Raw genomic sequence first — 17,718 nt, 5'->3', positions numbered from 1 at the left:
CCGCCCACTCCCGGGCATGACCTGCGGAAACATCCCGTACTCCCCCCTCGGGACCTCCTGCCCGGGTCCGAACCTTCCTCGTACAGGGGGTCGTTGCGTCGGCGTTCCGGCCCTGCTTGTCTGGTGGACGTCGCCAGGCAGCCGGTGCTCACCGCAGCGCCTCGGACGGCCGGTTCCCCCCAGTCCCCGGGTTCCCCGGGCTCTGGTTCCGGCTTGCCGAAATCGCCTGACGCCGTCCTGGTCCCCGAAGTTAGGTAGAGATCTTGATCCGCTCGATCACCACCCGTGTCGCCGCCCGCAAGAAGACCCTCGCCGCCTCCGCGGCCGTGCTGCTGAGCGCGTCGGGTGCGGTTCTCGGCACGACGGGCGCGGCCTCCGCCGCCAGCCCGCAGGACATCGCCCGGCAGATCGTCCCCGCCTCGCAGTACGCCTCCTTCAGCAAGATCGTCTCGCACGAGTCCGGCTGGAACCACAAGGCCACCAACTCCGCCAGCGGCGCCTACGGCCTCGTCCAGGCCCTCCCGGCCTCGAAGATGTCCTCGGCCGGCTCCGACTGGAAGACGAACCCCGCCACCCAGATCAAGTGGGGTCTCAACTACATGAACGAGCGCTACGGCTCCCCGAACGCCGCCTGGTCGTTCTGGCAGACCCACGGCTGGTACTGACCGTCACCCGCCGCACCGCGCCCACCGCAAGGCCCCGCCTCCCGTCAGGGAGGGCGGGGCCTGCGGCGTTTCCGGACGCTTCCGCGCTCTTCCGGGACGTCAGAGCCGCTGGATGATCGTCCCGGTCGCCACGGCACCGCCCGCGCACATCGTGACCAGGGCGAACTCCTTGTCGGTGCGTTCCAGCTCGTGCAGGGCCGTGGTGATCAGCCGGGCGCCGGTGGCCCCGACGGGGTGGCCGAGGGCGATGGCGCCGCCGTTGACGTTCACCTTCTCCAGATCCTGGTCGAAGACCTGGGCCCAGCTCAGGACGACCGACGCGAAGGCCTCGTTGATCTCGACGAGGTCGATGTCCCGGAGCGACATCCCGGCCTTCCCCAGGACGGCGCGGGTGGCGTCGACCGGTCCGTCGAGGTGGAAGTGCGGGTCCGCGCCGACCAGGGCCTGGGCGACGATCCGGGCGCGGGGCTTGAGCTTGAGGGCGCGGGCCATGCGCTTGGAGGCCCACAGGATCGCGGCGGCGCCGTCGGAGATCTGGGAGGAGTTCCCGGCGGTGTGGACGGCCGTCGGCATGACGGGCTTGAGGCGGGCGAGGCCCTCCATGGTGGTGTCCCGCAGGCCCTCGTCCCGGTCGACGAGCCGCCACATGCCCTGCCCGGCGGCCTGCTCCTCCTCCGTGGTGGGGACCTGGACGGCGAAGGTCTCGCGCTTGAAGCGCTCCTCGGACCAGGCCCGCGCGGCGCGCTCCTGGGAGAGCAGGCCGAGGGAGTCGACGCGCTCGCGGCCGAGGCCGCGGTGGCGGGCGATGCGCTCGGCGGCCTCGAACTGGTTGGGGAGGTCGACGTTCCACTCGTCGGGGAAGGGCTTGCCGGGTCCGTGCTTGGATCCGGAGCCGAGCGGAACGCGGGACATGGCCTCGACGCCGCAGCTGATCCCGATGTCGATGACGCCGGCCGCGACCATGTTGGCGACCATGTGGCTCGCCTGCTGCGAGGAGCCGCACTGGCAGTCGACCGTGGTCGCCGCCGTCTCGTAGGGGAGGCCCATGGTGAGCCAGGCCGTGCGGGCGGGGTTCATGGACTGCTCACCGGCGTGCGTGACGGTGCCGCCGACGATCTGCTCGACGCAGTCGGCGTGGATGCCGGTGCGCCCGAGGAGTTCCCGGTAGGTCTCGCCCAGGAGGTAGGCGGGATGGAGGTTGGCGAGCGCGCCTCCGCGCTTGCCGATGGGGGTGCGTACGGCTTCGACGATGACGGGTTCCGCGGCCATGAGCTCGTCCTCTCCTCGACCGGACGGGGCGTCCCGGCATCCCGTCGGTCGGCGTCACGGGGGAACTAGTACGCGTTCTAGTTCTGAGTGCAGTCTTATGACTGCTACCGCGGGTACGCAAGGGTCCGGGAGGCAACACTTCCCGTTCCAGGCCTTGCTACTTGTAGAACTCGTTACTAACTTTCCCGGCAACTTCTGATGGTCCATCAGATATGGAGAGTGTTGCCGATGGCCGCCTGCCCCCACCTCCCCGACGGGCGTCTTCCCGAGGGGTTCGACGCCACCGACCCCGACCTGCTCCGCGACCGCGTCCCGTTCCCGGAGTTCGCCCGGCTGCGGCGGACGGCGCCCGTCTGGTGGTGCGCCCAGCAGCCCGGCGTCACGGGCTTCGCGGACGGCGGGTACTGGGCCGTCACGCGCCACGCCGACGTCAAGTACGTCTCCACGCACCCCGAGCTGTTCTCCTCGAACGAGAACACGGCCGTCATCCGCTTCAACGAGCACATCTCCCGCGACCAGATCGAGGTCCAGAAGCTGATCATGCTCAACATGGACCCGCCCGAGCACACCCGGGTCCGCCAGATCGTCCAGCGCGGCTTCACGCCCCGGGCCGTCCGGAGCCTGGAGACCGCGCTGCGCGACCGGGCGCACGCCATCGTCGCCGAGGCCCGCAACGGCGCGGACCCCGACGGCACCTTCGACTTCGTCACCCGGGTCGCCGTCGAACTCCCCCTCCAGGCCATCGCCGAACTCATCGGCGTCCCCCAGGAGGACCGTTCCCGCATCTTCGACTGGTCGAACAAGATGGTCGCGTACGACGACCCGGAATACGCCATCACCGAGGAGATCGGCGCCGAGGCGGCGATGGAGCTCATCGGCTACGCCATGAACATGGCCGCCGCGCGCAAGAAGTGCCCGGCCGCCGACATCGTCAGCCGACTCGTCGCGGCCGAGGGCGAGGGCAACCTCTCCTCCGACGAGTTCGGCTTCTTCGTCCTGCTGCTCGCCGTCGCCGGCAACGAGACCACGCGCAACGCCATCAGCCACGGCATGCACGCCTTCCTCACCCACCCGGACCAGTGGGAACTCTTCAAACGGGAGCGGCCGGCCACCGCCGCCGAGGAGATCGTGCGCTGGGCGACCCCCGTCGTCTCCTTCCAGCGGACCGCGACCCAGGACACCGAACTCGGCGGCCAGAAGATCGCCAAGGGCGACCGCGTCGGCCTCTTCTACTCCTCCGCCAACAACGACCCCGAGGTGTTCACCGCACCCGAGCGCTTCGACATCACCCGCGACCCGAACCCCCACCTCGGCTTCGGCGGCGGCGGACCCCACTTCTGCCTGGGCAAGTCCCTCGCCATCAAGGAGATCGAGCTGATCTTCCACGCGATCGCGGACGCCCTGCCCGACCTGACCCTCGTCGGCGAACCGCGCCGGCTGCGGGCCGCCTGGCTGAACGGCGTGAAGGAACTCAGGGTCCGCGCCGGGGCCTGAACGAGCCGAGGGACGGGCCGGCCGCCGGGGAACCGGAACCTCCGCCGGCACGTCCCACCCCGCATGCGGGGGACACACAGAATCCTGACCACCATCGTCGCGCTGCTCGCGCTCCAGCTCGGCTCGCTCGTCGCACCGGCGTACGCCTGCGGCTGCGGCGCCATGATCCCCACCGCGGACCAGCGCATCGGCGTCGACCGCGAGGAGTCGGCGGTCCACTGGGACGGCCGCACCGAGACCGTCGTCATGCGCTTCAACGTCCACGGCAACGCCTCCCAGGCCGCCTGGATCATGCCCGTACCGCGGCGCGCCGACGTCACCCTCGGCGAACCGGAGCTCTTCGACGCGCTCGACCGGCTCGCCGCCCCCGAGCAGCGCGACCGCACGTACTTCTGGCCGCGCACCGGCGACTGGCCGTTCGACACCGGCCACGGCGACGGCTCCGCAGCCGGCGCCCCGCCCCCCGGCGCGAGCGGGGTCGGCGTCGTCGGACGCGAACGCCTCGGCCCCTTCGACGTCGCCCGGCTGACGGCGACCGACCCGAAGGCCCTCGGCACCTGGCTGCGCACCCACGGCTTCGCGCTCCCCGAGCGCCTGACCGACGCACTCCAGCCCTACGTGGAGCGGAGGTGGGAGTACGTCGCCGTCCGCCTCGCCCCCGAGGAGGAGAACACCGTCCTCCGGGGCGAGCTGACCCCGCTCCGCATCACCTTCGGCTCCGGCGAACTCGTCTACCCCATGCGGCTCTCGCGCCTCGCCAGGAACTCCCAGAGCCTCGGCCTCTCCATCCTCTCCGAGCACCGGATGGAACCCCGCTCCGCCATCGGCGGGGACGCCCCCGAGGTGACGTTCGCCGGCCGGATCGACCGACCCGACGGCGCCGTCGCCCGGCTGGCCGGGGACCGGCCGGTCCACCTCACCGTCCTGGAGCAGGACTTCCCGCACCCGGAGCGGATCGACGACGACCACCACCTGCGCGCCGTCGCCGACACCCCGTACCGGCGGGTCGAGTACACCGACCGGCTGCTCACCGTGCCCGGCGGAATCCCCGTGTGGCTGCTCACCGTCGGCGGCGGCCTGTTCCTCGCGGCGCTCCTGGCCGTACGGGTCGCACGGCGCCGCCAGGCACCCGGGACCGGTGTACGTTCGGCGGCATGACGAACCCTCAGTGGAACGCAGTCGACGCCTACTTCACCGAGACCATCGCCCCCGCCGACGAGGCGCTGACCGCCGCGCTCGACGCCTCCACGGCGGCCGGACTCCCCGAGATCGCCGTCGCCCCCAACCAGGGCAAGCTGCTCCAGCTGCTCGCCCGGATGCAGGGCGCCCGGAACATCCTGGAGATCGGCACCCTCGGCGGCTACAGCACGATCTGGCTGGCCCGCGCCCTGCCCGCCGACGGCCGGCTCGTCACCCTGGAGTACGACCCGGCGCACGCGGACGTCGCCCGCGCCAACATCGCCCACGCCGGCCTGGACAAGCTCGTCGAGGTCCGGACCGGCGCCGCCCTGGACAGCCTGCCGGCCCTGGAGGCGGAGGGCGCGGGCCCGTTCGACCTGGTCTTCATCGACGCCGACAAGGTCAACAACCCGCGCTACGTGGAGTGGGCCCTGCGGCTCTCCCGCCCGGGCACGGTGATCGTCGTCGACAACGTGGTGCGCGGCGGCAGGATCACGACGCCGGACCCGGACGACCCGGCGATCACCGGCACCCGCGCCCTCTTCGAACTCGTCGCCGCCGAACCCCGCCTGGACGCGACGGCCGTCCAGACCGTCGGCGCCAAGGGACACGACGGCCTGCTGCTCGCCCGCGTCGTGAGCTGACCGCCCCGCACGCCCGGACGTCTCCCCTCCCCAGGAGCGGGCGAGGGGAGGCGCCGGACGTCGTCAGACGAGGTCCGCCAGCAGCTCCGCGAAGAGCGCGGGACGGCTGAAGTAGCCGACGTGCGAGGCGTCCAGGGTCCGCACGTCGAAGGGGTGGTCCGGGGTCAGCCGGTCCGCCGTGCGGATCATGTGGTCCTGCACCGCGGGGGTGAGGGCCGCGTCACGCGAGAGCCGGACGTAGGTGTGCGGGACACGGCCCCAGCGCTCCGCCGTGACCACCGCCCCCGGCTCCAGCACCCCGTGGTTCTCGTCCGGGTCGAGGGTGTCGAGCAGGGCCCCGAACGCCCGGTCCGTGGAGTCCGCCATCATCGCGGCCTTCAGCTCGGCGAACACGGCCGGATCGGCGTGGGCGGCCCGCCAGTTCAGCCGGACCACCCCAGGATCAACGCCCGCGCCCGTGAGCGGGACGGCGATCCGCGCCACCGCCGCCTCCAGGAGGTTCGCGTCGGCCACGTCCCAGGCCTCGGTGAGCATCGCCGGATCGGCGAGGCAGAGCGCGGAGAGGTAGACCGTCCGGTCCACCAGGTCGGGCACGGCCTCGGTGACGGCGCCGACCGTCAGTCCGCCGAGGCTGTGGCCGACCAGCACGACCGGCCCCAGCGGGGCCAGCCGCCGCAGGACCTCCGTCACGTGCAGCACGTTGTCCCGGAGCGTGACGCCGCTCATCGGGGACGGGGCGGCCGCCAGCGCGACCGGGTCCTGCGGCTGCCGGTGGTAGGCGGCGGGCCCGTCGGCCCGGCTCGCCGTGCCCGGGCAGGTCGACGGCGTACGAACGGTGTCCGAGCAGCGCCAGCTCGTTCCGCAGCGGGCCCCAGGCCCGTGCGTTGCTGGAGCCGCCGTGGACGCATACGAAAGTGGGGCGCGAGGATGCGCGCATAGGAGGTTCCTCGTCATCGTCGTGCGCGGCACGAAGGGGCGCGGCACGAAAGGTCACAGGGCGAGAGAGCACGTGGCGCGAGGGCACGTGGCGGACGCGGGTCCGGGCGCCGGGCTCACCCCGGCACCGCGGTCAGCGGTCCGAACGGGTGCGGAGCGCCTGCCGGTTGTGGATGACGGAACACATGCGGACGACCCTAACAGGACGCGCCGTCTCGCGAGTGCGCGATCACCCAGGCGTCCGGGCGCCGTACCCCACCGCCCCCGCTGCGACCCCCGGGCCGGGAGTGCGGCGCGGCCGCTGCCCCGTCCTCACGTCGCCTTGACCGGCGGATGTACGAGACTGCACGTATGCGATCAAGGCTCGGCACAGCGCCCGGCCCGTGCTTCCCGAGAGGTGTCAAGTGCCCAGTGTGGTGAAGATCAACGTCCTGACCGTGCCGGCCGAGCAGCGTGAGGTCCTGGAGAAGCGGTTCGCCTCGCGGGCCGGGGCCGTCGAGGGGTCCGACGGATTCGAGTGGTTCGAGCTGCTGCGTCCGGTGGAGGGCACCGACCAGTACCTCGTGTACACGCGCTGGCGCAGCGAGGAGGACTTCCAGGCCTGGATGAACGGCTCCATGAAGGCCGCGCACGAGGGCGGCGCGGGCGGCTCCGAGGGCGGCGAGCGGCCGAGGCCCGCCGCCTCCGGCTCCACCCTCTGGTCCTTCGAGGTCGTCCAGCAGGCGTCCCCGCGGGGCTGACCCCCACCGCCCGGAAAACCGGGCGCGCCCCGGGCCGTGCGCGCCGCACAATGGCGCGCATGACCTGGACCTTCTCCCCCGAGCACGTCGACACCCCGGACGCCGCCGCGCTGCGCCGCGACTACCTGGACGACGTCGCGAGCCGCTACTGGAAGCGCCCCGTGACGCGGGAGGAGCTCGACGAGGGCCTCACCGGCGACGGCGCCGAGCTGCTGACCCCGCCGACCGGCCGGTTCCTGGTCGCGCGGTACGAGGGCGAGCCGGCCGGCTGCGGCGGCGTGCTCCTCCTCGACGGGGACCGCGCCGAACTGACCCGGGTCTTCCTGCGGCACGCCTTCCGCGGCCGGGGCGGCGCGGGCGCGCTCCTGGACCGCCTGGAGGACGAGGCGCGCGGGCTCGGCGCCCGCCGGATGGTGCTGAACACGCGCCTCGACCTGGTCGAGGCGCGCGCCCTGTACACCCGGCACGGGTACGGCGAGATCCCGGCGTACTGCACGGGCCCGTACATGGACATCTGGTACGGCAAGGACCTCTGAGGGCTCCCGTCCCGCGGGGCGCCCGGGGGTCAGGAGCGGGAACCGCCGGGCGGGTCCGGGTCGTGGGGGCGTTCGGCGTCCGATCCGCTGAGTTCCGCGGTCAGTTCCTCGACGAGTTTCACCAGGTCGGTGGGGCGGTCCGGTCCCCACCAGTCGCCGAGCAGCTCGGCGAGGGACTCCTCGCGGGCCGCGGCCAGCCGGGTCGCCGCCCCCACGCCCTCCTCGGTGAGGATCAGCTGGGTGCCCTCCCGGAGGACCAGGCTCCGCTCCTCCACCTGGCGGGAGGCCCGGCTGATCACCTCCAGGGGCACCGGCACGTGCTCGGCGAGCCGGGCGGGTTCGACGGTGCCGTGGCGGCGGATCCGGAGCAGCAGCCAGCTCGCCGCGGGCAGCAGGTCGAGCCCGGCGCGGGCGGTGATCTTCTCGTAGACCGCCTTGCGGCCCTCGCGGGAGCCGAGGACCGACAGGGCGCGGGCGCACTCCTCGTACGAGGAGCGCTCGACGGGGTTGGACGCGAGCGTCTGGCTGGTGTCGGGAGCGGTGACCGAGCCCCGCAGCTTGTCCTCCTTGAGGAACCAGGCCACGACGAAGGCGACCAGGACGACGGGCGCCGCGTACAGGAAGACGTCGGTGATGGACGTGGCGTACGCGTGGAGGACGGAGGGGCGCAGGTCGGCCGGGAGCCGGGCGACCGTGCGCGGGTCGGCGGCGACCTGCTCGGGGCCGATGCCGGGCGGCAGGGCCTGCCCCGCCGCGGTGGCGGCGGTGAACACCTCGTCGAGCTTGCCGGTGAGCCGGCTGGTGAAGATCGTGCCGAAGACGGCGACGCCGAACGACGCCCCGATGGAGCGGAAGAACGTGGCTCCGGAGGTGGCGACGCCGAGGTCCTCGTACGGGACGGAGTTCTGCACGACCAGGACGAGGACCTGCATCACCAGGCCGAGGCCGGCGCCGAAGACGAAGAAGCAGACGCTCATCTCCCAGGTGGAGCTGTTCTCCGTCAGCCCGTGGAGCAGGAGCAGCCCGACGCAGGTGACGGCGGTGCCGGCGATCGGGAAGACCTTCCAGCGGCCCGTGCGGGAGACGATCTGCCCGGAGCCCGTCGACATGATCAGCATGCCGGCCACCATCGGCAGCATGTGCACGCCCGACATGGTGGGCGTGACGCCCTGCACGACCTGGAGGAAGGTCGGCAGGTAGGTCATGGCTCCGAACATCGCGAAGCCGACGACGAAGCTGATCACCGCGACCAGGCTGAACGTCCGGATCCCGAAGAGCCTGAGCGGGATGACGGGCTCGACCGCCCGTCGCTCGACCCGCACGAAGCCGACGAGCAGGACCGCTCCGAGCACGGCGAGTCCGATGATCTGCGGCGAGTCCCAGGCCCAGGTGGTGCCGCCGAGCGAGGCCACGAGGACCAGGCAGGTGGCGACGGAGGCGATGAGGAAGGTGCCGAGGTAGTCGATGGTGTGCCGGGTGGAGCGGACCGGGATGTGGAGGACGGCGGCGATCACGAAGAGGGCGACGATGCCGATGGGCAGGTTGATGTAGAAGACCCAGCGCCAGGAGAGCTGCTCGGTGAAGACCCCGCCGAGCAGCGGACCGAGGACGCTGGTGGTGCCGAAGACGGCGCCGAAGAGGCCCTGGTACTTGCCGCGCTCCCGGGGCGACACCAGGTCGCCGACGATCGCCATCGACAGGACCATGAGGCCGCCGCCGCCGAGGCCCTGGATCGCGCGGAAGGCGATGAGCTGCGGCATGTTCTGGGCGATGCCGCACAGCGCCGAGCCGATGAGGAAGAGGACGATCGCCGCCTGGAACAGCTTCTTGCGCCCGTACTGGTCGCCGAGCTTGCCCCACAGCGGGGTGGCCGCCGTGGACGCGAGCATGTACGCGGTGACCACCCAGGACAGGTGCTCCATGCCGCCGAGCTCGCTGACGATGGTCGGCAGCGCGGTGGAGACGATGGTCTGGTCGAGGGCCGCCAGCAGCATGCCGAGGAGCAGCGCGCCGATCGCCACGAGGACGGTGCGGTGGCCCTGCCCCTGCCCGGGGCCCGGAGCGCCGCCGCCGACCTCGGAGGGGCTGACGTGCTGGGCCATGGGCGCCTCCTCGGGGCGTCGCGTCGGGCGTCCCGCCGGACGCGCCATGGGACGGCGTCTCCATCCTGGTCCGAATGTCCGGATACGGCCTGGCGGAGGGGGCAGCCGGGTGCAGTGCGCCGCCGGCCCGCCCGGCCCGCGGCGGCCCGTCGGCGACCGCCCGCCGACCGGTCGCCCGCCCTCTCACCGGCGTGTTCGTGCGCCGGTCCGCCGGGCTGTTCGGCCGCCTGTCCGTCGCCCCGCGGGAGACGGGCTGCATAATCGCCAGCAGTTGTCTCGGGGAGGGGACCCATCATGACCGGACTCATCTGTCCTGAATGCGGTGTACAGAGACCTGGCTGCGCCTGCGCCCAGGCGGAACTGGCTGCGGCCGAGGACTTCGATCCGCTCCGGATCAGGCCGTACGTGACGCTGGACGCGCCGGACGGCGGCACGGGGGCTGAGGACCCGCCGACGGCACGGCTCGCGGCGATCCGGCCGGACGGGGACGGGCCGGCCGGGGCGGGGACGGGGGCTCAGGACGGTGCCGGTGCCGGTACCGGGTCTGGTGCCGGTACCGGGTCTGGTGCCTGGGCCGGGGCCGGGGCGGGGGTCGGCGCTGAGGCCGGGACCGGGGCGGGAGCCGGCGGCTCGTACGGTGCCGGGCCGGGTGGCTCGTACGGTGGCGGTCCGGGTGCCCCCGGCCCGTACGGCGCAGGGGGCCTTCCGGCGGAGGGGGCGCACCCCGGGGGCGATCCCTCCGAGACCATGCCGCTCATGCTGCGCGGGGTCGGCGACGTACCCCCGCCGCCCGGCAGCGGGTACGGGTACGGGCAGGAGGACGACCGCGGCCGGGGGCGGGGACGTCGGCGCGGCGCCCTGGTCGCGGTGGTGGCCGCCGTCGCCGTGGCGGGCACCGCCGCCCTCGCGGCGGCCGTGCTCGGCGGCGGGGAGGACTCGGACGACCGCGCGGCCGTCCCCGACGTGACCACGAGCGCGTCCCTGAACCTCGGCGTGTCCGAGGCCCCCTCCCCCTCCGCGTCCTCGCGGACGGCGGAGCCGACGTCCTCGTCGCCCACCCCGCGGGAGACCACCGCGTCGGCGTCCCCGTCGCCCACGGCCCCTTCGGCGACCCCGACGACCGCGGCGCCGAGCGGTTCCGCGTCCGCGAGCGGCGCGCCGGCCCCCTCCGCCTCCTCGTCCGCCCCGACCACGGCGCCGACGACGGCCCCGCCGACCGCGACGCCGTCGGCCGGGTCGCCGGAGGAGGGCGGGGAGGACGTCACGACCCTCAGCCTGGGCTCCTCGGGCCACGAGGTGCGGGAGCTCCAGCGACGGCTGGCCGCGGTGTGGGTCTACTTCGGCCGCGTCAACGGGCGGTACGACGAGGAGGTCCGCGACGCGGTGGCCCGCTACCAGTCGTGGCGGTACATCCTGGGCGACCCGGAGGGCGTCTACGGCCCCGAGACGCGCCGGATGCTGGAGGAGAACACCCCCGACATCTGACCCGGCGGCGGTACGCGGCCGGGACCGCGGCGGTCTCCGAGGTCCCGGCATCCGGACCGGTTGGCCAAGTCGGCCCCCGGTTTTGTATCGTGGAAAAACAAAGTGGCCCCGCCCGCACTCCCTGACCGGTGGGCGGGACCGCTTCGTTCTCCGTACCACCCCCTCTGGAGACCCGATGCCTGCCACCACCCCGGCAACGCTGACCGCCCGCGCCCTCCTCCTCGACATGGACGGCACCCTCGTCAACTCGGACGCCGTCGTCGAACGCTGCTGGCGACGCTGGGCGGAGCGGCAGGGCCTCGACGGGGACGCCGTGCTCAAGGTGGTCCACGGGCGCCAGGGGTACGCGACCATGGCCGTCCTCCTCCCGGACCGCCCGATGGCCGAGAACCACGCCGACAACCGGATCATGCTCGCCGAGGAGACCGCCGACCTGGACGGGGTCGTACCCGTCCCCGGCGCCCCCGCCTTCATGGCCGCGCTCGCCGGGCTGCCGCACGCCCTGGTGACCTCGGCGGACGAAGCCCTCGCGCAGGCCCGGATGGGCGCCGCGGCGCTTCCGATGCCGACGACCCGGGTCACCGCCGAGCTCGTCGGGGCCAGCAAGCCGGACCCCGAGGGCTTCCTGAAGGGCGCGGCGGAGCTGGGCTTCGACCCGGCGGACTGCATCGTGTTCGAGGACTCGGAGGCCGGCATCCAGGCGGGCCGCGCGGCCGGCATGCGGATCGTGGGCGTCGGCCCGCGCGCGGGGGCCTTCGCACCGGACGTGCACGTCGCCGACCTCACCCGGCTGCGGGTCGAGCCCGCGGCCGACGGTTCGATCACGCTGACCGTGCTGCCGTAACCACCGGAACGGAACGAGACCCCGGGCCCGACGGGCCCGGGGTCTCGTCGTACCCGGCGCGCCCACCCGCCGCACCCGCCGCACCCGCCGCACCCGCCACACCCGCCACACCCGTCACACCCGCCACACCCGCGCATAACTGCTGAACCCGGGCGCGAGTGCCGTACCACCCCATACGTACGCGAGCGCGCCAAGACAGTCCAACCCCGCACCGCCGGGCGGAACCTGGCGCTCCATCAGACACGTCGCACCCCTTGATGTGACGTGCCCATGTCGCCACGCTGTTACCTGGCGCACCCCCCGACGAAACCTCGCGCCGCCACGATGACCGGGCCGCCGCCCGGCACACACGGGGACGGCACCCGCCAAGGTCCCCCCACATCAAGGGAGTTCCCATGCCCGTCGGCAATGTCTACGCGCGTCGACTCGCCGTGCTCGCCACCTCCGCCGCGCTCACCGTCACCGGTCTGCTCGCCACGGCCCCGGCCGCCCAGGCCGCCATGCCGACGCCGGTCAGCGCGTCCACCGCCCGCACCTACCTGGCGGCCCTCACGGTCAAGGCGGAAGGTTCCTCCTCCGGCTACAGCAGGGATCTCTTCCCGCACTGGATCACCCAGTCCGGCGCCTGCAACACCCGCGAGACCGTCCTCAAGCGCGACGGCGTGAACGTCGTGACGGACTCCAGCTGTGCCGCCACCAGCGGCAGTTGGTACTCGGAGTACGACGGCGCCACCTGGACCGCCGCCGCCGACCTGGACATCGACCACATGGTCCCGCTCGCCGAGGCGTGGCGCTCGGGCGCCAACGCGTGGACGACCTCGCAGCGCCAGTCCTTCGCGAACGACCTGACCCGTCCGCAGCTGATAGCCGTGACGGACAACGTCAACCAGTCCAAGGGCGACCAGGACCCCGCCGAGTGGATGCCCTCGCGGACCGCGTACCGCTGCACGTACGCCCGCGCATGGGTGCACGTGAAGTACCACTGGAACCTCAGCGTCGACTCCGCCGAGAAGAGCGCCCTCCAGTCCGTCCTCAACGGCTGCTGAGGACACTCTCGCTGACTCCACGTCGACAAGGGCCACCGGGAAGTGAACCTCACCACACACGTCCCGGTGGCCTGATGTTGAACTTGCAAGCACTAGTGAGGGGTGCCTAACCTGACGGCCTCATCGGTTTCCGTCCCCACTCCCCGTCCACCCCACGGACGGGGTCAGGCCGAAGGAGTCCCCCCATGAACACCCCGAACACCCCCGACGCCCCGCACGATCCGCGTCGCGCGACCGACACCGGCGACGCGAAGGGCACCGGCGCCCCGAGCGGCGCGGCCGGCCGGTACGCGAAGGCCACCGGCGGTACGAGCGGCCTCGCGGGCCGCCTCGACCAGTCCCAGCCGTACGCGCTGGGCCTCTTCCGCGTCGTCGTCGGCCTCCTCTTCGCCTGCCACGGCGCCGCCTCGCTCTTCGGCGTCCTCGGCGGCGCGATGGGCGGCGGCACGGTCCCGGCCGGCACCTGGCCCGGCTGGTACGCGGCCGTCATCCAGCTCGGCGCGGGCGGCCTGGTCCTCCTCGGCCTGGGCACCCGCAGTGCCGCGTTCCTCGCCTCGGGCTCGATGGCGTACGCGTACTTCAAGGTCCACCAGCCGGAGTCCCTCTTCCCGCTCCAGAACGGCGGCGAGACCGCGGCCCTGTTCGCCTGGGCGTTCGTGCTGCTGGTGTTCACCGGACCGGGTGCGCTGGCCCTCGACGGCCTGTTCCGCCGCCGGGTGGGCGCGGGCGCCACGGCGAGCCGGGCGGACGAGGAGCGCGAGGAGCAGGCGACCCCGGTCACGGCCTGACGTCGCGGCCGCCCCGGGGGCATCCGGTACCCGGGCCCCGGCCCGCGTTGCTCCCGGCGAGGCACGACTCCGCCCGTCACCCGGTGCGACCCGTCACCCCCGGTGCGAGCGGAGCCGTGCCTCGCGGGTGCGGACCGAGCCACGCCTCCCGGGGCGGGGCGAAGCCGGGCGGCCAGGAGCGAGCGGAGCCGTGGCCGCCCAGGTACGGACGAAGCCGGACCGCCTGCCCCACTGCGGGCGGAGCCGTGGCCGCCCAGGTACGGACGAAGCCGGCCCGACCGGCGGCGGCCGGAGCCGGGCCACCGAGTACGGGCGGAGCCGGACCGCCCGCTCGCGCCCGACTGCGGGCGGAGCCGGACCGCGTACCTCAAAGGTCTGGACCACGCAACGCGCGTTCCGGCCCTTCTCACCGCGTCCCTCACCCGGGACCGGCACACGGCTCCGGGCACGTTCCCGCAAAGTCGCACACGTTCGCGCGGGCCCGGCCACGCCCGGCACCCACCGGCCGGGCGGGCCCCGGCCCCGCGTAGGCTCTGCCCCTGTGAATCTGCTCGACAGCCTGGGCTCGCTGCGGTCGCTCACCGCCGGTCCGTGGATCTACCCGGTGGTGGCGACGTCGATCCTGCTCGACGTCTTCCTGCCCGTGCTGCCGAGCGGCTTCCTGGTGATCACCGCGGCCACGGCCGCGGCGTCGGCCACCGCCGCCGACCCCGACGTCCCCTCCGTCCTCCTGCTGCTCGTCTGCGCGGCCACGGCCTCGGTGCTCGGAGACTTCCTCGCCTACCGGCTGGCACTGCGGGGCGGGGCCCGGCTCGACCGGACGATCGCCCGGTCCCGGCGCCTGTCGATGGCGCAGGAACGTCTCGGCACCGCACTGGCCCGGGGCGGCGGACTGCTCGTGGTCCTCGCCCGCTTCGCTCCGGCCGGCCGCTCGGTGGTCTCCCTGGGCGCGGGCGCGGCGAAGCGGCGCGTGGAGGAGTTCCTGCCGTGGTCGGCCCTGGCGGGCGTGACCTGGGCCTCGTACAGCGTGGGGCTCGGCTGGCTGGGCGGCCAGTGGCTGGGCGCGACGTGGTTCAGCGCGGGAGTGTCGACCCTCGCGCTCTTCCTCGCGGGCGGGCTCGCCGCCTACCTCATACGGCGTCCGGCTGAGGCTCCCGCGCCTGCCTCCTGACGCCGGAGTGCCCACCGCGGACCTCCAGGTCGTCGAGGAGTCTCGCGGTCGCCTCGGCGATCTCGTCCACGGCCCGGTCGAAGACCTCGCGGTTGTGGGCGGCCGGGTGGTGGAAGCCCGAGACCTTCCGGACGTACTGCAGGGCGGCTGCGCGGATGTCGTCCTCGGTGGCCTCCTCGGGCAGCGCGGGAGGTCGGAGCGTCTTGATGCTGCGGCACATGCCTCCAGTGTGGCGCGCCCCACTGACAACCGCCCCGCACGAGGCGGCCGCGACCGGCCGCCGGGACACGGCCCGGCCTCAGGACAGTCCGCGCCGGCTCCGTGCGTTGATCTCGGCGGCACGGGCGCGCAGCTCGCGCAGCGGGGTGGCCGGCTGGACGTCGACGGGGTCGGCCTCCCACTCGGCGCCGCCGTGGACGGCCCGGATCAGCCAGCGCCCGGAGGCGCTCCCGGCATAGAAACCGACCCGCCCGGTGGCGGTGTCACGGACGAGGTCACCGACCTCGGGCAGTGGTTGCACGCAACCCCTCCGTCCCGATTCCTGAAGCTGGGGAGAACCAGAGAAGCCCTCCGCCCCCTCCCTGTCAACGTATCTCTAGAGATGTCCCCCGATGGATGGATCGACCGGGCGGGGCGGCGCACACGTGTGCACCCTGCCCTCGGGGTGCGCCGTAGGGTGTCCGCAGATGAAGGGAGTGGTCCACCCGTGACTGACCAGGACAGCGCTCGTCGGCCCAAGTACCAGCGCATCGCCGACGAGTTGAGAACCGCGATCCAGTCGGGCGACTTCGCGCCGGGTGACCGGCTCCCCGGTGAGAACGACCTCATGACGACGTACGCCGTGGCCCGGATGACGGCACGCCAGGCACTCTCCGTCCTGCGGACCGAGGGCCTGACCGAGGCCCGCAAGGGCGCGGGGGTCTTCGTCCGCGCCTTCCGCCCGCTGCGCCGGCGGGGCATCCCGCGGCTGGCCGGCGAGCAGTGGGGCAGCGGGCGTTCGGTCTGGTCGGCGGACGTGGAGGACCGGGACCTGGTGGTCGACCAGATCGAGGTGGGCGAGACGGAGGCGGGGGCGCGGGTGGCAGGGGCGCTGAACCTGGCGCCGGGTTCCCCGGTGTGCGTGCGCAGCCGCCGGTTCGTCCTCGACTCCCGACCGGTGCTGCTGTCGGTCTCGTACCTGTCGGCGGAGCTGGTGCGCGGGACGCCGATCGCGGAACCGGACACGGGTCCGGGTGGAACCTACGCCCGGCTGACGGAGCTGGGCCACCGGCCGGTGCGGTTCCGCGAGGAGATCCGCTGCCGGATGCCGACGGCGGACGAGTCGGACCGACTGGCACTGGACTTCGGCACGCCGGTGGTCCTGATCGGACGTACGGCGTTCACCGGGCCGGGGGTGGCGGTGGAGCTGAACGAGATGACGCTGGACTCGTCGTCGTACGTGCTGGAGTACGACTTCGAGGCGTGAGGGGCGGGGGGTACGGTCCGGACGAGGTGAGGCGTGGTGTCCGGCACGGGATCAGGCACGACGGCCCGTACGAGGTGAGGCGCGGCGGTCCGTACGAGGTCGGGCGGATCGGGTCGGACGGGACGGCTACGGCCGGGCAAGGCCGCCCCGGCCGCCTCACCGACTCACCGACTCACCAACTCACCAACTCACCAACTCACCAACTCACCAACTCACCAAAGCATCGCCCCACCGCCTCACCGCCTCACCGCCTCACCGCCCCACCGCCCCACCGCCTCACGGCCCCACCGCCTCACCGCACGTCCGACCACCCGCCGGGACAGGTCTCCGCCCGGAAGCCGGAATCGGCGCCCGACCCGGGCTCGGCCGGGGCGCCCGTCCGGGAACCCGGCAGGGAGTCGAAGAGGACGTCGGGCGCGGTGCCGGGGAGGGCGTCCGCCCACACGCCGGGCAGGACGTCGAAGCGCAGCCCCGGATCGGCGTGGGTGATGTCGCCCGCGAAGGTGAGCGCGGCCTCGGCGACGGCCCGGTCGACGGAGCGCACCACGGCAGCCCTCTCCCCCACCCGACCACCGCCCCCTCCGGGCGACGGCGGAGTCGCGGTCGGATTCGGCTTCGGATTCGGACTGGACCCGACATGGGTCAGGAGGAGCCGCCCGACCCCGGCCTCGGCCGCGACGCGACCGGCCTGGGCGGCGGAGTGGTGGCCGGGGCCCTCGCCGTCGGCCTCGCACAGGAACAGGTCGCAGTCGCGGGCGAGTTCGACGAGCGAGGGGCAGGGCTCGCAGTCGCCGGAGTAGACGAGCGAGGCCCCGTCCTGGTCCTCCACGCGCAACGCGAAGGCGGGAGGCCCGTGTTCGACGGCGCGGGAGGTCAGGGTCAGTCCTCCGATGCGGGCGACGTGCCCGTCACACAACTCCTCGATGCGGAAGGCCCTTTCGACGGGGCTGCGCTCGGGGCCGTGGGTGAGGAAGCCGGCGAGCCGGTCGGCGATCCCGGCGGGCCCGAGGAGGGGCACGGGCAGGTCCGGCGCGAGGCCCGCGTAGAGCAGGGCGTAGAAGTAGGTGAGCAGGTCGGCGGAGTGGTCGGCGTGGAGGTGGGAGATCCACACGGCGTCGATGTCGTTGACGGGCGCGTGCCGTTGGAGTTCGGCGAGGGTGCCGGTGCCGGCGTCGACCCAGACGCGTACGCCGCCGCCTTCGACGAGGTATCCCGAACAGGCGTTGCCGGGACGGGGATAGGGGGTGGCGGACCCCAGAACGGTGAGCCGAAGGGACCTGTCGCTCATGAGCCAAGATTAAAGGCCCGCGCGCCAACTGGCGGGAACTTGTGCGGAAGAGGTGAAGAACGTGCG

Annotated in this window: 18 protein-coding genes and 1 pseudogene; 12 read left to right on the top strand and 7 right to left on the bottom strand. The window is 73.3% G+C overall.

Features of this window, described 5'->3' with window-relative positions; translation table 11 throughout:
* The first annotated feature begins 263 nt into the window (after positions 1–263).
* Complete coding sequence (locus tag ACY0MR_RS25470; protein ID WP_361850501.1) at positions 264–665, top strand: aggregation-promoting factor C-terminal-like domain-containing protein; 402 nt, start codon at positions 264–266, stop codon at positions 663–665.
* A gap of 99 nt (positions 666–764) precedes the next feature.
* Here the strand turns inward: ACY0MR_RS25470 and ACY0MR_RS25465 are convergent, their stop codons facing one another.
* Positions 765–1,934: a steroid 3-ketoacyl-CoA thiolase gene (locus ACY0MR_RS25465; RefSeq protein WP_388799292.1), complete on the bottom strand. Its 1,170-nt coding sequence runs from the start codon at positions 1,932–1,934 to the stop codon at positions 765–767.
* A gap of 228 nt (positions 1,935–2,162) precedes the next feature.
* Here ACY0MR_RS25465 and ACY0MR_RS25460 point away from each other — a divergent pair, with 228 nt between their 5' ends.
* From ACY0MR_RS25460 to ACY0MR_RS25450, 3 genes are all read left to right on the top strand, one after another.
* Complete coding sequence (locus ACY0MR_RS25460) at positions 2,163–3,428, top strand: cytochrome P450 (RefSeq protein ID WP_404080286.1); 1,266 nt, start codon at positions 2,163–2,165, stop codon at positions 3,426–3,428.
* A gap of 63 nt (positions 3,429–3,491) precedes the next feature.
* The gene (locus tag ACY0MR_RS25455; protein ID WP_473555558.1) at positions 3,492–4,586 is read left to right on the top strand and encodes a DUF2330 domain-containing protein; all 1,095 of its coding nucleotides are present in this window, start codon (positions 3,492–3,494) and stop codon (positions 4,584–4,586) included.
* A complete protein-coding gene (locus ACY0MR_RS25450) occupies positions 4,583–5,251 on the top strand; it encodes an O-methyltransferase (RefSeq protein ID WP_361850509.1) in 669 nt (222 codons plus the stop codon). Before ACY0MR_RS25455 ends, ACY0MR_RS25450 begins: the two co-directional genes overlap by 4 nt.
* 63 nt (positions 5,252–5,314) lie before the next feature.
* On the opposite strand, the gene ACY0MR_RS25445 is transcribed toward ACY0MR_RS25450, so the two are convergent.
* Together ACY0MR_RS25445 and ACY0MR_RS25440 are read right to left on the bottom strand one after the other, a co-directional pair.
* Positions 5,315–5,950: an alpha/beta fold hydrolase gene (locus ACY0MR_RS25445; protein WP_473555555.1), complete on the bottom strand. Its 636-nt coding sequence runs from the start codon at positions 5,948–5,950 to the stop codon at positions 5,315–5,317.
* A gap of 145 nt (positions 5,951–6,095) precedes the next feature.
* Positions 6,096–6,188, bottom strand: a pseudogene (locus tag ACY0MR_RS25440) (alpha/beta hydrolase); the annotation flags it as partial.
* 403 nt (positions 6,189–6,591) lie between these two features.
* Between ACY0MR_RS25440 and ACY0MR_RS25435 the strand changes: the two are divergent.
* Both ACY0MR_RS25435 and ACY0MR_RS25430 read left to right on the top strand, forming a co-directional pair.
* Complete coding sequence (locus ACY0MR_RS25435; protein WP_361850511.1) at positions 6,592–6,927, top strand: antibiotic biosynthesis monooxygenase family protein; 336 nt, start codon at positions 6,592–6,594, stop codon at positions 6,925–6,927.
* Between the two features lie 50 nt (positions 6,928–6,977).
* Entirely contained in the window at positions 6,978–7,463 is a 486-nt protein-coding gene (locus ACY0MR_RS25430) for a GNAT family N-acetyltransferase (protein WP_388799280.1), read from the top strand.
* A gap of 29 nt (positions 7,464–7,492) precedes the next feature.
* Here ACY0MR_RS25430 and ACY0MR_RS25425 read toward each other — a convergent pair whose 3' ends face one another.
* Entirely contained in the window at positions 7,493–9,565 is a 2,073-nt protein-coding gene (locus ACY0MR_RS25425) for an MDR family MFS transporter (protein WP_473555553.1), read from the bottom strand.
* Positions 9,566–10,321: 756 nt separating this feature from the next.
* Between ACY0MR_RS25425 and ACY0MR_RS25420 the strand changes: the two genes are divergently transcribed.
* The 5 genes from ACY0MR_RS25420 (at position 10,322) to ACY0MR_RS25400 (ending at position 14,899) form a co-directional block, all read left to right on the top strand.
* Positions 10,322–11,050 (top strand): peptidoglycan-binding domain-containing protein, encoded by a 729-nt coding sequence (locus tag ACY0MR_RS25420; protein WP_473555551.1) that lies wholly within the window; start codon positions 10,322–10,324, stop codon positions 11,048–11,050.
* A gap of 175 nt (positions 11,051–11,225) precedes the next feature.
* Positions 11,226–11,894 (top strand): HAD-IA family hydrolase, encoded by a 669-nt coding sequence (locus ACY0MR_RS25415; protein WP_361850519.1) that lies wholly within the window; start codon positions 11,226–11,228, stop codon positions 11,892–11,894.
* Between the two features lie 395 nt (positions 11,895–12,289).
* Positions 12,290–12,940, top strand: a complete 651-nt coding sequence (locus ACY0MR_RS25410; RefSeq protein ID WP_388799272.1) for an HNH endonuclease family protein — start codon at positions 12,290–12,292, stop codon at positions 12,938–12,940.
* Positions 12,941–13,293: 353 nt separating this feature from the next.
* A complete protein-coding gene (locus ACY0MR_RS25405) occupies positions 13,294–13,728 on the top strand; it encodes a DoxX family protein (RefSeq protein WP_473561885.1) in 435 nt (144 codons plus the stop codon).
* A 541-nt stretch (positions 13,729–14,269) separates the two neighbouring features.
* Positions 14,270–14,899 carry a DedA family protein gene (locus tag ACY0MR_RS25400; protein WP_392042707.1) on the top strand — a complete coding sequence of 210 codons (630 nt, stop codon included), beginning with the start codon at positions 14,270–14,272 and terminating at the stop codon, positions 14,897–14,899.
* On the opposite strand, the gene ACY0MR_RS25395 is transcribed toward ACY0MR_RS25400, so the two are convergent.
* On the bottom strand, positions 14,859–15,119 hold the full coding sequence (locus ACY0MR_RS25395) for a DUF2277 domain-containing protein (protein ID WP_361850523.1): 261 nt from the start codon (positions 15,117–15,119) through the stop codon (positions 14,859–14,861). The two genes, ACY0MR_RS25400 and ACY0MR_RS25395, sit on opposite strands and share 41 nt — an antisense overlap.
* A gap of 78 nt (positions 15,120–15,197) precedes the next feature.
* Positions 15,198–15,419 carry a hypothetical protein gene (locus ACY0MR_RS25390; RefSeq protein ID WP_361850525.1) on the bottom strand — a complete coding sequence of 74 codons (222 nt, stop codon included), beginning with the start codon at positions 15,417–15,419 and terminating at the stop codon, positions 15,198–15,200.
* Between the two features lie 186 nt (positions 15,420–15,605).
* Between ACY0MR_RS25390 and ACY0MR_RS25385 the strand changes: the two genes are divergently transcribed.
* A complete protein-coding gene (locus ACY0MR_RS25385; RefSeq protein WP_388799265.1) occupies positions 15,606–16,364 on the top strand; it encodes a GntR family transcriptional regulator in 759 nt (252 codons plus the stop codon).
* A gap of 292 nt (positions 16,365–16,656) precedes the next feature.
* On the opposite strand, the gene ACY0MR_RS25380 is transcribed toward ACY0MR_RS25385, so the two are convergent.
* Positions 16,657–17,652, bottom strand: coding sequence for an MBL fold metallo-hydrolase (locus ACY0MR_RS25380; RefSeq protein ID WP_473555547.1), 996 nt, complete (start codon positions 17,650–17,652; stop codon positions 16,657–16,659).
* Positions 17,653–17,718: the final 66 nt, after the last annotated feature.

The organism is Streptomyces sp. JN8 (assembly GCF_055808075.1).
The sequence above is the reverse complement of the archived record's forward strand: the minus strand, read 5'-3'. Positions and strand labels throughout refer to the sequence as shown.

Excerpts from the sequence above, each read along its gene's own strand:
- ACY0MR_RS25465 (WP_388799292.1), bottom strand. The coding sequence starts at position 1,934 with ATGGCCGCGGAACCCGTCATCGTCGAAGCCGTACGCACCCCCATCGGC.
- ACY0MR_RS25460 (WP_404080286.1), top strand. The coding sequence starts at position 2,163 with ATGGCCGCCTGCCCCCACCTCCCCGACGGGCGTCTTCCCGAGGGGTTC.
- ACY0MR_RS25455 (WP_473555558.1), top strand. The coding sequence starts at position 3,492 with ATGCGGGGGACACACAGAATCCTGACCACCATCGTCGCGCTGCTCGCG.
- ACY0MR_RS25450 (WP_361850509.1), top strand. The coding sequence starts at position 4,583 with ATGACGAACCCTCAGTGGAACGCAGTCGACGCCTACTTCACCGAGACC.
- ACY0MR_RS25430 (WP_388799280.1), top strand. The coding sequence starts at position 6,978 with ATGGCGCGCATGACCTGGACCTTCTCCCCCGAGCACGTCGACACCCCG.
- ACY0MR_RS25425 (WP_473555553.1), bottom strand. The coding sequence starts at position 9,565 with ATGGCCCAGCACGTCAGCCCCTCCGAGGTCGGCGGCGGCGCTCCGGGC.
- ACY0MR_RS25420 (WP_473555551.1), top strand. The coding sequence starts at position 10,322 with ATGCTGCGCGGGGTCGGCGACGTACCCCCGCCGCCCGGCAGCGGGTAC.
- ACY0MR_RS25415 (WP_361850519.1), top strand. The coding sequence starts at position 11,226 with ATGCCTGCCACCACCCCGGCAACGCTGACCGCCCGCGCCCTCCTCCTC.
- ACY0MR_RS25410 (WP_388799272.1), top strand. The coding sequence starts at position 12,290 with ATGCCCGTCGGCAATGTCTACGCGCGTCGACTCGCCGTGCTCGCCACC.
- ACY0MR_RS25395 (WP_361850523.1), bottom strand. The coding sequence starts at position 15,119 with ATGTGCCGCAGCATCAAGACGCTCCGACCTCCCGCGCTGCCCGAGGAG.
- ACY0MR_RS25380 (WP_473555547.1), bottom strand. The coding sequence starts at position 17,652 with ATGAGCGACAGGTCCCTTCGGCTCACCGTTCTGGGGTCCGCCACCCCC.